A 14,699-nucleotide genomic window follows, 5' to 3' on the forward strand; every position below is an offset into this window, starting at 1 on the left:
GGCGTCAAGTGAGGCCCCAAGGTCGAAGGCCGAGGGCCGAGAGCCGAGAGCCGGGGATATTTGCACAAGAAAGAAGGAGGCCGGATGTGGCTCTATTGCGGTCCTGGCTCGAAAGCGCCAATCAGGCGGATTGCCCGTTTCCCCTGAACAACCTGCCCTATGGGGTGTTCTCCGTGTCGGGCGATGCGCCGCGCTGCGGGGTGGCCATCGGCGACATGATCCTCGACCTGGCCGAATGCGAGGCGCGCGGGCTGGTCGATGCGGGCGGCACGTTCGCGCAGCCGCGGCTCAACGATTTCATTGCGCTGGGGCGGGCGAAATGGGACGAGATCCGCGCCCGGCTGACCGCGCTTCTGGCCGAGGAGGGCGACCGCAGCCTGCCGCTGGTCGCCATGGCCGAGGCACAGCTGCACCTGCCGATCCGGGTCACGGAGTTCACCGATTTCTACGCCTCGAAGAACCATGCCTTCAACGTCGGCGTGCTGTTTCGCGGCCCCGAGAACGCCCTGCCGCCGCAATGGACGCATATGCCCATCGGCTATAACGGGCGGGCGTCCTCGGTCGTGGTCTCGGGCACGCCGATCCGCCGTCCGATGGGTCAGTTGAAGGGCGAGGCCGGGCCGGAATGGGCGCCCTGCCGCAGGCTGGACCTGGAGCTTGAGCTGGGCGCCATCGTCGGCGCGGACAGCGTGATGGGCCAGCGCCTGAGCGTCGAGGACGCAGAGCAGGCGATCTTCGGCTATGTGCTGCTGAACGACTGGTCGGCGCGCGACGTGCAAGCCTGGGAATACCAGCCGCTGGGCCCGTTCCAGTCCAAGGCGCTTGGCACCACCATCGGCGCATGGATCGTGACCCAGGCGGCGCTGGAGCCGTTTCGCTGCGCGGGTGCCGAGCGGGCGAACCCGCTGCTGCCCTATCTGCACGAGCGGCGGCCGGGGCTTTACGACCTGGAGATCGGCTGGACCATGAACGGCCAGGTCATGGGGCGGACGAATTACGGCGTCATGTATTACTCCAGCGCCCAGCAACTGGCGCATCACACCAGTTCCGGCTGCCCGATGCGGGTCGGCGACCTGCTGGGCTCGGGCACGATCTCGGGGCCGGAGCGCGAGCAGACCGGGGCGCTGCTGGAGATGACCGGGGGCGGCAAGGTGCCGGTCACGGTCAATGGCGCGCCCCGCACCTTCATCGAGGACGGCGACGAGATCGGGCTGTTCGCCCAGGCGCGGGGCGAGGGTTATCGCATCGGCTTCGGTCCCTGCCTAGGCCGCATTCTGCCTGCGCTGCCATGACGGTCGTGCTGCACGACTACTGGCGATCCTCCGCATCCTACCGGGTGCGGATCGCGCTGGCGCTGAAGGGTATTGCCTACGACCGGGTGGCGGTGGATCTGGTGGCCGGTGCGCAGCGGCGCGCGGATCATCTGGCGCTGAACCCGCAGGGGCTGGTGCCGGTGCTGGAGATCGACGGGCTGCGGCTGACGCAGTCGCTGGCGATCCTGGAATACCTCGAGGAAACCCGGCCGCAGCCGGCGCTGCTGCCCGAAGGTGCGGCGGCGCGGGCGCATGCCCGGGCGTTGGCGCTGGCGGTGGCCTGCGAGATCCATCCGCTCTCGAATCTGGGGGTGCTGGCGCGGGTGGAGGCATTGGCCGGACCCGAGGCGCGCGCCGCCTGGAACCGCGAGAACATCGCCCGCGGCCTTGAGGCCGTCGAGCGGATGCTGGACCATCCGGGCTTTGCCGGGCGGTTCTGCCATGGCGACAGGCCGGGCATGGCCGATTGCGTGCTGATCCCGCAGATCTACAACGCCAGCCGCTGGGGGGTGGAGTTCCGACACCTGCCGCGCATCGCCGCCGTTGCATCGTCCTGCTCGGATTTGGCGGCATTCCAGATGGCCGCGCCGGAAAGAGCCCAGGTCGCTTGAACCGGCCCGGCCGGTTCGCGACCGTGTCCTTTGGAGGCCGGGGCTTGCGGATGCTGCGGCCCTTTCCGCCGTCGCTGCCTTGTGGAATCGGGTCCTGTTCAGGCCACCGGATGAGGCTGCGCAGCGCTCTCGACCGGCACTCCTCCTGTTCGACGGCCTGTCCCGCAATGGTTGGAGCTGCAAGCGCCAGCTCTGCGGAACATTGCTCGGCTGCCGGAGGAAATGTCATCACGGTCCGAGCACTCGGGGCTGCTTCCCTGCGCCAAGCCTTTACAGCCGCAGCGTATTTTGCCACCAAGGGCCGGTAGAGAGTTGCGGGCCTTCCCGCCAAAGGAATGCCGTTATGCGCCTTTCCTCGTTCATCCTGCCGGCCTGCCTTGCCATGCGGGCCGCCAGTGCCGCCGCGGATTGCGGCGAGGATTACCTGCCGTTGTTCTATTGCGAATTCCCCGAGCGCAATGCGGCGGTTCAGCTGTGCCGTCATACCGGGCCCTCGGACATGCCGGGCCTGCGCTATACCTATTGGGCGGATGGCACGGCCGAGCTGGAATTCGCCACGGACGACTGGATCGGCTTCGTTCGCGAGCCGGTGCAGGGGATCATCGGCCCAGGCTACGGCACCGCCGCGTCGAACAAGGGCACATATTACGGCTTTCTGATCGACAAGAACCTGATGTTCTTTCCGCAAACCACCGATCAGATCGCGCCGTCCCCCACTCCTGCGGTGCTGGAGGTTTATGCCAGCCTGAAGGATTTGCAGGATGATGCAAGCGGCAAGCCCATCGCCCGCCGCGTCTGCGACCCGAGCACCATCGAGGTCGACAATGACAATTTCGGCCCGGGCTGAGGAGGTGAATCGGATGCTGAAGCGTCTTGCCTTCGCGGCCCTTGCCGGCGCCCTCTGGGCTGGGATGGGGCTTGCCAATTGCGTGCCGCCTGCCTCGACCTATTTCGCCTGCACCCTGCGCGACGGGCAAAAGCGGGTGGAGTTCTGCCAGGGGCCGGTCACCGAAGGCAGCTCGCCAGACTATTACACCTACAACCTTGCCGATGGGGCGGCGGTATCCGAGTTGTATTTCACCGCGGACGCCCCCTGGATCTCGACGAAATACTTCCGGGGTCGCAACGGCAATGCGTCGGAGACCCTCGGCATGGCCCTGGAGAACAAGGGGTATTTCTATGCCTTCTATATCACGGGCATCTTCGGCAGTCCGATCCGCGCCGCGCAGCTGCATGTCTTCGACAGCCAGGAAGCGTTCCAGAGCGACGCGGGCGAAACCGAGATCCAGCGGCATTACTGCCGTCCGGAAACCGTGCTGGTCGACTGGACCTTCGTCGGGCCTTGAGCGTCTTGCCGGGTACGCCCAGGGTTTCCGGAAATCTTTGCACCCGGCGAATATTGGCTCTGTCCCTGCCCATGAAGCAGTATACTCTGGATGTCCCAGGGGAATGTGCGATGCGACTGATGTTTCTTGTCCCGCTGTTGCTGCCGATGCCGGCGGCGGCCTTTACGGCCCAGAACGGCATGACGGTAACGCAGATCGGCCCGACCGAGATCGCGGTCGCCCATGAGGCAAGACGAGACGACACCGATTATTGGTGCGCTGCGGGCGACTTTGCGCGGCGGGTCCTGGGACAGCCCAGCCAGACGCGGATCTGGCGCGCCACGCCCAAGCCACGCAAGGCGGGGCAAGGCATCGTCTTCACTCTCGATCCCGCGCAAAAGGCCGAAGGGGCCGGGTTGTCCGAGTTCGGTTCGGGACCGCAGGACGGCTCCCTGTCGGCCGGGATGGCCGTGGGAAGCTTTTGCCGCGTGCGCATGCCGTTCTGGCGGGATTGAGCGCCGGGGCCTTGGCCGCGCCCTCTCTGCCGATCGTCCTGCGCTTTCTCCAAGGCGTCGCGGTCGGAGGCGCCCCGGAGCTTGCGAGGGGGCTATGAAGGCCGATTTCGCTCGGCTATGTTGAGAAAGCTCCAGGTTTCCCGACGCCTGAACCGGCCGCATCCAAGCCTGATGGAACGCCCCGCCATGATTTCCCAGCCGGCCGGCACTCCGGCCCTGACGCATGAGACGGAACCCCCTCAGCGCATCCTTTTCGTCGAGGATGACCGCAAGCTCAGCGCTTTTCTCTGCCGCTACTTCACCGAACAGGGCTATCTGGTCGAGGCCGCGCATGACGGGGCCGCGATGCGCCGGGCGCTCGCCGCCAGGGGGTTCGACCTCGTGGTGCTGGACGTGGGCCTGCCGGGCCGAGAGGACGGCTATGTGCTGGCGCGCGAACTGAAGAAAGAGCGCGACATCGGCATCCTGTTCCTCTCGGCCCGGCAGGATGCGCTGGACCGCATCGTCGGGCTTGAGATCGGCGCCGACGATTTCCTGGTCAAGCCCTTCGAGCCGCGCGAGCTTCTGGCCCGTATCCGCGCCATCCTGCGTCGCCTGCCCGCCGGCACGGCCCGGCCGCGGGGCGAAGGGCGCCGGATCGGCTTCGACGGCTGGTTGCTGGATCTCGATGCCCGCGTGTTGCGGGATGCGCAGGGCGGGGTGCAGAACCTGACCACGCAGGAGTTCAACCTGCTCAGCGTGCTGGCGCAGCGGCCCGGACGGGTGCTGAGCCGGGACCAGCTTCTGGACCTTACCGTCAGCCGCCACTGGTCGCCCTACGACCGCTCGGTCGATGTGATGATCGGCAAGATCCGCCGCAAGATCGGCGACAACGGGCCGGAGCCGCGCCGCATCCGCACCATCCGCGGCACCGGCTACATGTTCTCGCCCGAGCCCTGATCCGGCCCGGTGCACGGCTTCAGGCAGGGCAGGTCCAGCACCGCGCGCGCGCCGCCGCCCTCGGCATTGCCGATGCGAAAGTCGCCGCCGCTGACCAGCGCCAGTTGCTGGATCATCGACAGCCCCAGCCCGGTCCCCTCGGGCTTGGTGGTGAACAGCGGCTCCAGCGCATGGTCCAGCCCGCCGGCGTCGAAGCCCGGGCCGTCATCCTCGACGGTGAGCCTCGCATAATCGCCGCCGCGCCAGACATGGCGCAGCGCGACCCGCGCCCGGCCCCGGCCATCGGTCGCATCGCGCGCGTTGATGAGCAGGTTGACCAGGGCGGTCCCGATCTGCCCCGGATCGACGGGCGCCAGCAGCGGATGGCCGGGCAGGTCGCATTCGACCCTCATCCCGGCGCAAAGCGTGCGCGCCAGCATGGAGGCGGTGGTCCTGACCGGCAGGCGCAGGTCCCGGGGTTCGGGGGACAGGACGGGCTGGCGGGCGAACCCCATCAGCCGGGTGACGAGTTCGCCCGCCGTCAGGGCGGCGTCCAGCGCGTCGCCGGCATAGGGTTTCAGCCCGTCCTGCGCGGGAAGCCGTTCCTCGATCACCGCCAGATTGGCCCGGATGACGGCCAGCATGTTCTTGAAGTCATGCGACAGGCCGGCGGCCAGTTGCGAGGTCGCCTCGATCTGGCGCATCAGGGCCAGCTCGCGTTCCGCCCGCGCCTTGGCCGCCCGCAGCTCGACCAGTTGGAAGCAGCGCTCCAGCGCGCGCATCAGCTCGTCCAGGAAGAAGGGCTTGCGCAGATAGTCGTAGGCGCCCGCCTTCAGCGCTGCGACGGCGCTGTCCACCGAGGCATAGGCGGTCATGATCACCATGACCAGGCCGGGATGGCGCGCGTGCAGGCGCGCGGCAAGCTCGGTCCCGTCCTCGTGCCGCAGCCTGATGTCGATCAGCACCACCTCGACCGGCTCGACCTCCAGCAGGGCAAGGGCCGAGGCCCCGTCCGGCGCGATGCGGCATTCCACGCCCTCGAGCGCCAGCGCGCGCGAGGTCGAGATGGCGAAATCGGCATCGTCGTCGAGGATGAGCAGCCGCCGGGTCATGGCGGCGCGGCGACGCTCAGGCGCATGACCGTGCCTTCGGGGCCGGTGCGCTCGATCCAGGCGTCGCCGCCATGCAACTCGGCGACGCGGCGCACCAGCGACAGGCCCAGCCCCACGCCCGATGCCTTGGTCGTCACCAGCGGGTCGAAGGCGCGGGCGCGGATTTCGGGCGGCAGGCCGGGGCCGTTGTCCTCGATCTCGATGATGCTGCGGTGCCCGTCGCGAAAGGCGCGCAGGATCACCCGCGGCTCTCGGCCGGGCACGGATTCGGCGGCCTGCCAGCCGTTCTCGATCAGGTTGCGGATGGCGAATTGCAGCCGTGCCGGATCGCAGCGCAACCGCATTCCGGCCGGCACCTCCAGCACGACATGGGCGCCGGCCGGGTGTTCGGCCACAAGGCCCGAAAGCCAGTCGCGCAGATCGACCGGCACCGTCTCATGCGCGCCCTGCCGGGCGAAATCCAGCAGGATGTCGATGATGCGGCTGCAGCGGGCGATGTTGCGGCGGATGCGCTGGACGTCCTCTTCCGCGTCGGGGTCAAGGCCGGGGCTGCGCGACAGCACCTCGACCGAGCTGGTGATGGTGCCCAAGGGGTTGCGCAGCTCGTGGCTGATCGTGGCCGCGACCTCGCCCACGGCGGCAAGGCGCTGGCGGATGGCAAGCTCGCGCTGGGTCGAGCCCAGCCGGCGCAGGGCGTCGATCAGGTCCTCTTCGGTCAGGCGGCGGCGCTCGTTCGCCATCACCGCCCAGAAGGCCAGCAGGGCCAGGGGCGGCGCCGAGCCCAGGAAGACATGCGCGACGACCTGCATGTCGCGCAGGCTGGCCGACAGATGCCGCGCGATCAGGTAGAGCATGCCGAGCCCCGCCATCAGCACCGCGAACATGGCCGCGACCTGCCATGCCCGCCGCCCCAGCCGCGGCGGCATGCGATGCAGCCGAAGGGCAGGGGCGCCCGCGGGATCGACCGCGCCGGGCGCGCGGCTGCGCTTGCAGAAATCGCGGCAATGCGGCTCCAGGCTGCAACAAAGCGAGCAGATCGGCCGCTCGTAGAAGGTGCAATAGGCCATGTCGCGCGTCTCGTAGCCATGGCTGCAGATGGCGCAGTCGCAGCGGCTGCGGCGCCGGAAGACATGCGGCTCGCGGGCGATGAACCCGCGCCCGTGCCGCATGAGGCCAAGGCCGGTCGCGGCGATCAGCGACAGGGCAAAGGCGATGGGCGCCGACCACGCCTGCGCGATCGGACCGCCCAGCCCGGCGTAAAGCGCCAGCCCCGCCAGCGCCCCCAGCGCCATGCCGCCGCAGCCGACCAGGTTGAAGTCGGGCAGGTAGGCCCGCCTGAACTCGATCCGTGCCGGGCTGAGCCGCAGCGGCTTCAGCACCGCCAGATCGGCAAAGATCGCCCCCAGCCAGGCCAGCGCCAGGTTGGCATAGATCGCCAGCACTGCCTCAAGCGTCGCAAAGACGCCCATCAGCATCAGCGCGCAGCTGATCGCGACATGGATCAGCAGCCAGATCAGCCGCCCCGGATGATAGCGCGCCACGCGCAGGAAGAAGTTCGACTGCGCCAGCGAGCCGGCATAGGCGTTGGTCACGTTGATCTTGACCTGCGCGACCAGGATATAGACCGTCGCGACCAGCAGCGCCGTGCGCGGGCCGAACAGGTATTCGTAGGCGTGCCAGAACATGCCGATCGGCTCGACCGCGAATTCCGGCGCCATGCCGTCGCCGATGGCCAGCCAGACCAGGAAACTGCCCATCAGGATCTTGGTGCCGCCGATCAGGATCCAGCCCGGCCCGGCCAGGATCAGCGCGCCCCACCAGCGCAGCCGCGTTGTCGCCTCGCGCGGCGGCAGGAAGCGCAGATAGTCCACCTGTTCGCCGATCTGCAGCGTCAATGCGCAAAGCACGCCGATGGCGCCGCCCAGCGACAGCAGGCCGAAGGCGGGACCGGGCGCGGCCAGCCAGCGGGCTGCCGCATCCGGCTCGGCCCAGGCGATGGCGGCAAAGGGCAGCAGGGCCAGCACGATCCAGGGCAGCTGCGTCGCCACCTGGAAGCGCGAGATCGCGGTCATGCCGCGCGAGGCCACCGGCAGGATCGCCAGGGCCGACAGCAGATAGCCCAACGGCAGCGGCAGGCCGAAACAGACCAGCAGCGCCTGGCCGATGATCACCCCCTCGAGCGCGAAGAAGATGATGGTATATGTGGCATAGATCAGCGAGGTGATGGCCGAGCCGATATAGCCGAAGCCCGCGCCCCGCGTCAGCAGGTCCATGTCCACATTGGCGCGCGCCACATGATAGGCGATCGGCAGGCTGGTGACGAAGATGAAGACCGAGGCGATCAGCACCGCCACCACCGTCACATGCACCCCCCAGGAGATGGTCAGCGCCGCCCCGATCGCCTCGAGCGCCAGGAACGAGATGCCCCCCAGCGCGGTATGGGTGATCGTGGCGGGGCTCCATCGCCGATGGCTGGCGGGGGCGTAGCGCAGTGCGTAATCCTCGATGGTCTCGTCCGCGACCCAGGACTGATAGCTGCGCGGCGTGGGTTCGAGACCGGGAAAGCCGGTTTCGTCCCGCGGCGGCAGGTCGGCCCCCTCGATGGCGCTATGCCTGTTCATCGCTCCCCCCGGCTGCCCCCCTGCGGCCGCCGCAGCCAGCCTAGCGGGCTTTGCCCGGGCTGGGAATTCCCCTTGCATTTCATGGCGCCGCGAAACCGCGAGCCGCGCAAGCGGCGGTTACAAAGAATTACATTTCCGCGGCTTTCGGCATGCATTGCGATTACATGCCCGGCCCAGGCTGGTCGGGGAACCGGCCTGCCCGCCGGTCCGCAAGGAGGGAGGAGAACATGTCGAAAACCGTATTCAAGGTCGATCTCAACACGGCCCCCGAGGACGCCGCGCAAAAGCCGCACAACCGCTGGCATCCCGACATCCCGATGGTCGAGACCTTCAAGCCCGGCGAGGTGCTGCGCATCGAATGCTACGACTGGACCGGCGGCCAGATCGGCAACAACGACAGCGCCAACGATATCCGCGACGTCGACCTGACGCGGGTGCATTACCTGTCCGGTCCCTTCGGCTTCGAGGGGGCCGAGCCGGGCGACCTGCTGGTGGTGGACATCCTCGATATCGGTGCGCTCGAGGATTCGCGCTGGGGCTTCAACGGGCTTTTCGCCAAGGAGAACGGCGGCGGCTTCCTGACCGAGCATTACCCGCAGGCCACCAAGTCGATCTGGGATTTCGAGGGCATCTACACCACCTCGCGCCATATCCCCGGCGTGCGCTATCCCGGCCTGATCCATCCCGGCCTGATCGGCTGCCTGCCCGACCACAAGCTGCTGGCCGAGGCGAACCGGCGCGAGGCGGCGCTGATCGCCACCGACCCGAACCGCGTCCCGCCGCTGGCGGCGCCGCCCCATGCCGCGACCGCGCTGATGGGGCAGATGAAGGGCGCCGCCGCGCAAAGCGCCGCCGAGGAGGCATGGCGCACCGTGCCGCCGCGCGAGCATGGCGGCAATTGCGACATCAAGAACCTGTCGCGCGGCTCCAAGGTCTATTTCCCGGTCTATGTGAAGGGCGGCGGTCTTTCGATGGGCGACATTCATTTCAGCCAGGGCGACGGCGAGATCACCTTTTGCGGCGCCATCGAGATGGCCGGCTGGATCGAGATCAAGGTCGAGATCATCAAGGGCGGCATGGCGAAATACGGCGTCATCAACCCGATCTTCCGGCCTTCGCCCATCGACCCGCATTTCGACGACTACCTGATCTTCGAGGGCATCTCGGTCGACGAGCACACGGGCGAGCAATATTACCTGGACGCCCATGTCGCCTATCGCCGGGCCTGCCTCAACGCCATCGAATACCTGAAGAAATTCGGCTATTCGGGCGAGCAGGCCTATATGATCCTCGGCACCGCCCCGGTCGAGGGCCGCATCGCCGGCATCGTGGACATCCCCAATGTCTGCGCGACGCTGGCGATCCCGACCGGCATCTTCGACTTCGACATCCGACCCAACGGCGACGGGCCGAAACGCTCGGTCCCCGAGGTTTCGGTCGCCAGAACCAGCTGACGGTTCCACGCGCCCGCGTCCCGGCCTTCGGGGCGCGCGGCTCCACAGGAGGAGAGGTCCATGCTGCTTGGTTTTCTATTGTTCTATGTGGGCGCGGTGCTGTTTCTCAACGGGCTGTGGCTGATGGGCAAGATCGAGGATCGCGAGATCGTGGTGATCAACGTGGTCTCGGGATTGGTCGCCGCGGGCGTGGTGGTGCAGGGCGCCTTCGGTTCGGGGGCGGATATGCAGACGGTCCGGGCGGCGGCGCTGACGCTGATGTTCAGCACCACCTATTTCTGGGTGGCCTATAACCGCGTCGCTGCGGTCGATGGCCGGGGCCTGGGCTGGTTCAGCCTGTTCGTGGCGATCAGCACCGTTCCGGTCTTTCTGCGCGCGATCAGCGCCGCCGGCTCGCCGGCCGAGATCTGGCTGGCAGGAAACTGGCTGATCTGGGGCGTGCTGTGGTTCATGTATTTCCTGCTGCTGGCGCTGGGACGGCCTATCCTGCGCCCGACCGCCTGGGTGACGTTGCTGGCCGGAATCGTGACCGGCTGGCTGCCCGGTTTCCTGCTGCTCGACGGCCTGATGTGAGGTTTTGCCATGCCGATCTATGATTTCGCCTGTGCCGAACATGGCATCTTCACCGAGCGGATGAGCTATGAGGCCAGCCTTGCCGGCGCCCCCTGTCCGCATTGCGGCGCGCCCGGTGCCGTGCTGCCGGCCCTGCCGCTGGTCAGCACGCTTTCAAGCGCGTTGCGCCGGGCCGAGCGTCGCGCCGAGGCGACTTCGGCCGAGCCTCGCGTGGTCAAGCGCGGCCACCTGCCCAGTTGCGGCTGCAACCTGTGCAAGAAGAAGGCGCCGCCCACCTCGCGGCGCTGGATGCTCGGCCAGTGCTAGGGGCCAGGACCCGGTATGTCGCGGATCGGGTTCGCGGTCGATCCGCCCGCTCCCAGGTCCGGGCGCTGCGGATACATTCGTGGGGCGCCCTGCCAGCGCGTTTCTCCGCGACGATGTGCGAAGGCGCTCGCGAGGAAAATCGCCGATTGGCGGTTTCAGGCCAGCATCTGCGTGTCGCCGCAAATCGAGATCGCCTGGCCCGAGACGTAACGCCCCAGCGGCGAGGCGAGGTAAAGCACCTGCGAGGCGATGGCTTGCGGCGGCACGTATTCCTTGATGGAGGTATAGCGGAATGCCTCGGCCTCGACTTCCGGGAAGCTGATATTGCGTTGCTGCGCCTTGGATTCCAGCACCCGGCGCTGACGGTCGCCTGCCACCAGGCCGGGCAGGATGGCATTGACGCGGATCCCGTCCCCGCCAAGCTCGATCGCCAGCGATTTCGTCAGCCCGATCACGCCCCATTTCGCAGCGGCATAGGGCGTTCGCAGCGCAAAGCCCACCCGGCCCGCGACCGAGGATATGTTGATGATCGAGGGATTCTCGCTTTTCCGCAGTGCCGCGACGGCGGTGGAAACGGTCAGGAACTGGCTGGTCAGCACGATGTCCAGCGTCCGCCGCCAATCGGCGGAATCGATGTTCTCGATCCGCGCTGTCGGCCCGGCGATGCCGGCGTTGTTGACCAGGCAGTCCAGCCCGCCAAGGTGATCCATCGCCTCACCGACAAAGCCGGTCAGGGCGGCCTCGTCGGACACGTCGATCTTGCGGGCGAACACCGCGGACGGCAGGCTGTCCAGCGCTGTCGCATCGATGTCGCAGACCGCGACGCGCATCCCGCAATCCAGCATCGCATCGACGATGGCGCGGCCGATGCCCGAGGCGCCGGCAGTGACGATGGCGCGCTGGCCCTCGAGTTGGTAGGTCATGTTCGGCTTTCTCTTGCATGTGCCAGGTGTTCCAGGATGATGCCGGCCGCCGTGGTGATATCCAGTTCGATCGCCTTGGCGGCGGCCTCGCGGTCGCGCGATTGCAGCGCTGCGACCAGATGGGCGTGGGCATCGACCGAATGGCTGGCACGCTCGATGGCGTTGTGCGGCCCAAGATCCAGCGAGATCATCGGGCCCGCGCGCAGCCACGACATGGCGATCAGGTTGCGCAGGCTGGGCGATTCGGCGGCATCGTAAAGGGTGAAATGCAGCCGGCGGTTCAGCGTCAGGGCTGCGGCCCGGTTGTTGGCGCTGAGTTCGCGGCTGAACTGTTCGTGCAATTCACGGATGCGGAGGATGGCCGAATCCGGGATGCGGTCGACCGCCAGCCGCGCCGCCTCGCATTCCAGCAGCACGCGCGTGCGGACCAGATCGCGCAGATCCTCGGGCGTCATCGGGGGCACGACCACCGCCTTGTTGCGCTGGATCGCCAGCGCGCCCTGGGCGACCAGCCTGCCGATGGCTTCGCGCACCGGCATGGCCGAGACGCCCAGATATTCGCTCAGTTCGCGGATCGAGGTGCGGCTGTCGGGCTTGAGGGTCCCATCCAGCAGCATCTCCGCAATCGCGTCATAGACCTGTCCGGTCAGGGACGCCGTTTTCATGGGTGGGCGCGGGTTGCTCAGCTCGGTCATTGACAAAGGGCCCATTTCGATTCCAGTATGATCTATGATCACACTGATGGAGCCGGAAGTCAAGCCGGAGGAGGCGACGGCTCCGCAGGTCTCAGGGAGGAAAAGACTGTCATGATCAAGACGATGGGCCGCCGACAACTGCTGAAAACCGGAACGGCGGCGGGGCTGATGACGCTGGCCGCGCCAAGCCTTTTGCGCGCGCAGGGCGATGCGGTGGTGCTGGGCCACCTGACGCCGCGCACGGGCTTTCTGGGTCCGATGGGCGAATATGCGGTGATGGCCGTCGACCTCGCCGTCGAGGAAATCAACGCCAACGGCGGCATCAACGGCCGCATGCTGACCGTGGTGAAAGAGGATTCCGTCAACCCGCAGACCGCCACCACCAAGGCGGAGCGGCTGGTCGAGCGCCGCGACCTGGCGATGATCATCGGCGAGATTTCCTCGGCTTCGGCCTTGTCCATCGCGCAGGTCACCGCGCGGGCGAACAAGCTGTTCATCAACACCGGCGCGAACTCGGACACGTTGCGCGGCAGCGACTGCAAGCGCACCATGTTCCACACCGAGGCGCAGAACGTCATGTATGTGAACGCCGAGGGCCAGTATTTCCTTCAGAACGACATGGTGAAGGACAAGAGGTGGTTCATTCTCAGCTCGGATTACGCCTTCGGGCACGATCTGCGCCACGGTGCGCTTGGCTTCCTTGAACGGCATGGCGGGCAGGCGGTCGGCGATGAGCTGATCCCGACCGACGCGACGGATTTCTCGTCGCATCTGCTGAACATCCGCAACCTTCAGCCCGACCTGATCGTGGTAAACCTCGCGGGCACCTCGGGCGCCAGCTTCATGAAGCAATATGGCGAGTTCGGCCTGGATATCCCTCTGGGCGGCTTCGACTACAACAGCTCCATCGCATGGGCGACGGGTCCGCAGGACTTCAAGGGCACATGGCCCTGCATCTGGACCCATCAGGTGCAGACCGACGCCTCGCAGGCTTTCGCGCAGGCGTTCCAGGCGAAATACGGCAAGCCCGCAGAAAACCAGGCTTACTCCGACTATATCGCCGTGCGCATTGCGGCCGAGGCCATCGGGAAGACCGGCGGCACCGATACGGCCGCGCTGATCGAGTTCCTCGAAGACCCCGCGACCGAGTTCGACATCCTCAAGGACCGCAAGGGCCGGTTCGACGCCGCCACGCACCAGCTTTTGCAAGAGGTCTATGCCGTCACCGCCCTCGATCCGTCCGAGGTGCAGAACGAATGGGACATCTTCACCACCTCGGGGCCGCTGCCCGGAGCGGAGGTGCCGCTGGACGAGTTGATCAAGGGCGCGGTCGGCGGCGACTGCACGTTCTGATCCCGAAGAACCCGCAAGGGCAGGGCGCGTCCCGGCGACGCGCCCGATCATCTCTCATGCCATTGGGGATGCCTCATGACATTGGTCTTTCTTTCGCAGCTTCTGAACGGGTTGCTCGACGGCTTCTATTACATGCTGATCGCGCTGGGGCTGTCGCTGATCTTCTCGCTCGGGGGGATCGTCAACCTTGCGCATGGGGCGTTCTTCACGCTTGGCGCCTATCTGGCGCTGGTGCTGACGCCGCATATCGGCTTTTTCGGGGCGCTGATCGTCGGCCCGCTGATCGCGGCGGGCGTCGCGATGGTGGTCGAGCGCACGCTGTTCACGCGCTTCTATCGCGAGGATCCGCTTTATTCGCTGCTGCTGACCTTTGGCCTTGCCATGATCATCGAGCAGAGCCTGCGCTGGTATTTCGGCGCCTCTCCCCGCGCCTATTCCATGCCGAACGAACTGCGCGGGCAGGTCTTCATGAGGGATTTCGTCTATTCGCGCTATCGCTTCTTCCTGATCGGCATCGCCGTCGCGACGGTGGCGGCGGTCTGGGTGCTGCTGAACAGGACCGCCTTCGGGCGGATCGTGCGGGCGGGCATCCAGAATCCCGACATCCTCGGCACGCTGGGGATTTCCCTGCGGCCCTACCTGTCGGCGGTCGTCGCCATCGCCATCGCCATCGCGGCCCTTGCGGGCGTGCTGATGGCCCCCTTGCAGCCCGTCCACCCGATGATGGGGGTCGAGGTCGGGACGGCGGCCTTCGTCGTCGTGGTGATCGGAGGGCTGGGCTCGTTCTGGGGCGTGGTCGTCGCCGCGCTGCTGGTCGGGCTGGTCAAGGGGCTGATGATCGGCATCGGCTATACGCAATATTCGATGCTGGCCATCTATCTGCTGATGTTCGTGGTGTTGTTCCTGCGGCCGCGCGGGCTGTTCGGCGAACGCATCACCCGCTTTGAATAGGTTTCAGATGAATACCCAAAAACGTGCGG

General features: G+C 67.0%; 15 protein-coding genes. 11 read left to right on the forward strand and 4 right to left on the reverse strand.

Annotated elements, in window-relative coordinates; all coding sequences use genetic code 11:
• Window positions 1-86 precede the first annotated feature (86 nt).
• The 6 genes from fahA (at window position 87) to QPR87_RS17045 (ending at window position 4,703) form a co-directional block, all read left to right on the forward strand.
• Window positions 87-1,292: a fumarylacetoacetase gene (gene fahA / locus QPR87_RS17020; RefSeq protein ID WP_285050538.1), complete on the forward strand. Its 1,206-nt coding sequence runs from the start codon at window positions 87-89 to the stop codon at window positions 1,290-1,292.
• Window positions 1,289-1,924 (forward strand): maleylacetoacetate isomerase, encoded by a 636-nt coding sequence (gene maiA / locus QPR87_RS17025; protein ID WP_285050539.1) that lies wholly within the window; start codon window positions 1,289-1,291, stop codon window positions 1,922-1,924. The genes fahA and maiA overlap by 4 nt, the downstream gene beginning before the upstream one ends.
• Window positions 1,925-2,267: 343 nt before the next feature.
• Window positions 2,268-2,771, forward strand: a complete 504-nt coding sequence (locus tag QPR87_RS17030) for a hypothetical protein (RefSeq protein ID WP_285050540.1) — start codon at window positions 2,268-2,270, stop codon at window positions 2,769-2,771.
• Between the two features lie 13 nt (window positions 2,772-2,784).
• Window positions 2,785-3,270: a hypothetical protein gene (locus QPR87_RS17035; RefSeq protein ID WP_285050541.1), complete on the forward strand. Its 486-nt coding sequence runs from the start codon at window positions 2,785-2,787 to the stop codon at window positions 3,268-3,270.
• 110 nt (window positions 3,271-3,380) lie between these two features.
• Window positions 3,381-3,764 carry a hypothetical protein gene (locus QPR87_RS17040; protein WP_011749802.1) on the forward strand — a complete coding sequence of 128 codons (384 nt, stop codon included), beginning with the start codon at window positions 3,381-3,383 and terminating at the stop codon, window positions 3,762-3,764.
• 186 nt (window positions 3,765-3,950) lie between these two features.
• The gene (locus QPR87_RS17045) at window positions 3,951-4,703 is read left to right on the forward strand and encodes a winged helix-turn-helix domain-containing protein (protein WP_285050542.1); all 753 of its coding nucleotides are present in this window, start codon (window positions 3,951-3,953) and stop codon (window positions 4,701-4,703) included.
• Here the strand turns inward: QPR87_RS17045 and QPR87_RS17050 are convergent.
• Window positions 4,679-5,794 carry a sensor histidine kinase gene (locus QPR87_RS17050; protein WP_285050543.1) on the reverse strand — a complete coding sequence of 372 codons (1,116 nt, stop codon included), beginning with the start codon at window positions 5,792-5,794 and terminating at the stop codon, window positions 4,679-4,681. The genes QPR87_RS17045 and QPR87_RS17050 overlap by 25 nt on opposite strands.
• Window positions 5,791-8,415 carry an ATP-binding protein gene (locus QPR87_RS17055; RefSeq protein ID WP_285050544.1) on the reverse strand — a complete coding sequence of 875 codons (2,625 nt, stop codon included), beginning with the start codon at window positions 8,413-8,415 and terminating at the stop codon, window positions 5,791-5,793. The genes QPR87_RS17050 and QPR87_RS17055 overlap by 4 nt, the downstream gene beginning before the upstream one ends.
• A gap of 227 nt (window positions 8,416-8,642) precedes the next feature.
• Here QPR87_RS17055 and fmdA point away from each other — a divergent pair, with 227 nt between their 5' ends.
• From fmdA to QPR87_RS17070, 3 genes are read left to right on the forward strand one after another with little or no spacing between them, the layout of a single operon-like run.
• A complete protein-coding gene (gene fmdA / locus QPR87_RS17060) occupies window positions 8,643-9,869 on the forward strand; it encodes a formamidase (RefSeq protein WP_285050545.1) in 1,227 nt (408 codons plus the stop codon).
• Window positions 9,870-9,929: 60 nt separating this feature from the next.
• Complete coding sequence (locus QPR87_RS17065) at window positions 9,930-10,442, forward strand: AmiS/UreI family transporter (protein WP_011749807.1); 513 nt, start codon at window positions 9,930-9,932, stop codon at window positions 10,440-10,442.
• A gap of 9 nt (window positions 10,443-10,451) precedes the next feature.
• Window positions 10,452-10,748 (forward strand): zinc ribbon domain-containing protein, encoded by a 297-nt coding sequence (locus QPR87_RS17070; protein ID WP_011749808.1) that lies wholly within the window; start codon window positions 10,452-10,454, stop codon window positions 10,746-10,748.
• Window positions 10,749-10,903: 155 nt separating this feature from the next.
• On the opposite strand, the gene QPR87_RS17075 is transcribed toward QPR87_RS17070, so the two are convergent.
• Together QPR87_RS17075 and QPR87_RS17080 are read right to left on the reverse strand one after the other, a co-directional pair.
• Complete coding sequence (locus tag QPR87_RS17075; protein WP_285050546.1) at window positions 10,904-11,671, reverse strand: SDR family oxidoreductase; 768 nt, start codon at window positions 11,669-11,671, stop codon at window positions 10,904-10,906.
• Window positions 11,668-12,336 carry a GntR family transcriptional regulator gene (locus QPR87_RS17080; protein ID WP_231000475.1) on the reverse strand — a complete coding sequence of 223 codons (669 nt, stop codon included), beginning with the start codon at window positions 12,334-12,336 and terminating at the stop codon, window positions 11,668-11,670. The genes QPR87_RS17075 and QPR87_RS17080 overlap by 4 nt, the downstream gene beginning before the upstream one ends.
• 141 nt (window positions 12,337-12,477) lie before the next feature.
• On the opposite strand from QPR87_RS17080, the gene QPR87_RS17085 reads away from it, so the two are divergent.
• Both QPR87_RS17085 and QPR87_RS17090 read left to right on the forward strand, forming a co-directional pair.
• Window positions 12,478-13,719 carry an ABC transporter substrate-binding protein gene (locus QPR87_RS17085; RefSeq protein ID WP_285050547.1) on the forward strand — a complete coding sequence of 414 codons (1,242 nt, stop codon included), beginning with the start codon at window positions 12,478-12,480 and terminating at the stop codon, window positions 13,717-13,719.
• Window positions 13,720-13,794: 75 nt separating this feature from the next.
• The gene (locus tag QPR87_RS17090; protein ID WP_285050548.1) at window positions 13,795-14,670 is read left to right on the forward strand and encodes a branched-chain amino acid ABC transporter permease; all 876 of its coding nucleotides are present in this window, start codon (window positions 13,795-13,797) and stop codon (window positions 14,668-14,670) included.
• The last annotated feature ends 29 nt before the right edge of the window (window positions 14,671-14,699 follow it).

Origin of the sequence: Paracoccus sp. SSJ (assembly GCF_030234105.1) — a bacterium.
GTDB lineage: Bacteria > Pseudomonadota > Alphaproteobacteria > Rhodobacterales > Rhodobacteraceae > Paracoccus > Paracoccus denitrificans.

Bases quoted from the DNA above. Each gene is read 5' to 3' on its own strand.
- QPR87_RS17075 (WP_285050546.1), bottom strand. From the start codon at position 11,671: ATGACCTACCAACTCGAGGGCCAGCGCGCCATCGTCACTGCCGGCGCC.
- QPR87_RS17030 (WP_285050540.1), top strand. From the start codon at position 2,268: ATGCGCCTTTCCTCGTTCATCCTGCCGGCCTGCCTTGCCATGCGGGCC.
- fmdA (WP_285050545.1), top strand. From the start codon at position 8,643: ATGTCGAAAACCGTATTCAAGGTCGATCTCAACACGGCCCCCGAGGAC.
- QPR87_RS17050 (WP_285050543.1), bottom strand. From the start codon at position 5,794: ATGACCCGGCGGCTGCTCATCCTCGACGACGATGCCGATTTCGCCATC.
- QPR87_RS17070 (WP_011749808.1), top strand. From the start codon at position 10,452: ATGCCGATCTATGATTTCGCCTGTGCCGAACATGGCATCTTCACCGAG.
- QPR87_RS17080 (WP_231000475.1), bottom strand. From the start codon at position 12,336: ATGAAAACGGCGTCCCTGACCGGACAGGTCTATGACGCGATTGCGGAG.
- QPR87_RS17040 (WP_011749802.1), top strand. From the start codon at position 3,381: ATGCGACTGATGTTTCTTGTCCCGCTGTTGCTGCCGATGCCGGCGGCG.
- QPR87_RS17045 (WP_285050542.1), top strand. From the start codon at position 3,951: ATGATTTCCCAGCCGGCCGGCACTCCGGCCCTGACGCATGAGACGGAA.
- QPR87_RS17035 (WP_285050541.1), top strand. From the start codon at position 2,785: ATGCTGAAGCGTCTTGCCTTCGCGGCCCTTGCCGGCGCCCTCTGGGCT.
- QPR87_RS17055 (WP_285050544.1), bottom strand. From the start codon at position 8,415: ATGAACAGGCATAGCGCCATCGAGGGGGCCGACCTGCCGCCGCGGGAC.
- maiA (WP_285050539.1), top strand. From the start codon at position 1,289: ATGACGGTCGTGCTGCACGACTACTGGCGATCCTCCGCATCCTACCGG.
- QPR87_RS17090 (WP_285050548.1), top strand. From the start codon at position 13,795: ATGACATTGGTCTTTCTTTCGCAGCTTCTGAACGGGTTGCTCGACGGC.
- QPR87_RS17085 (WP_285050547.1), top strand. From the start codon at position 12,478: ATGATCAAGACGATGGGCCGCCGACAACTGCTGAAAACCGGAACGGCG.
- QPR87_RS17065 (WP_011749807.1), top strand. From the start codon at position 9,930: ATGCTGCTTGGTTTTCTATTGTTCTATGTGGGCGCGGTGCTGTTTCTC.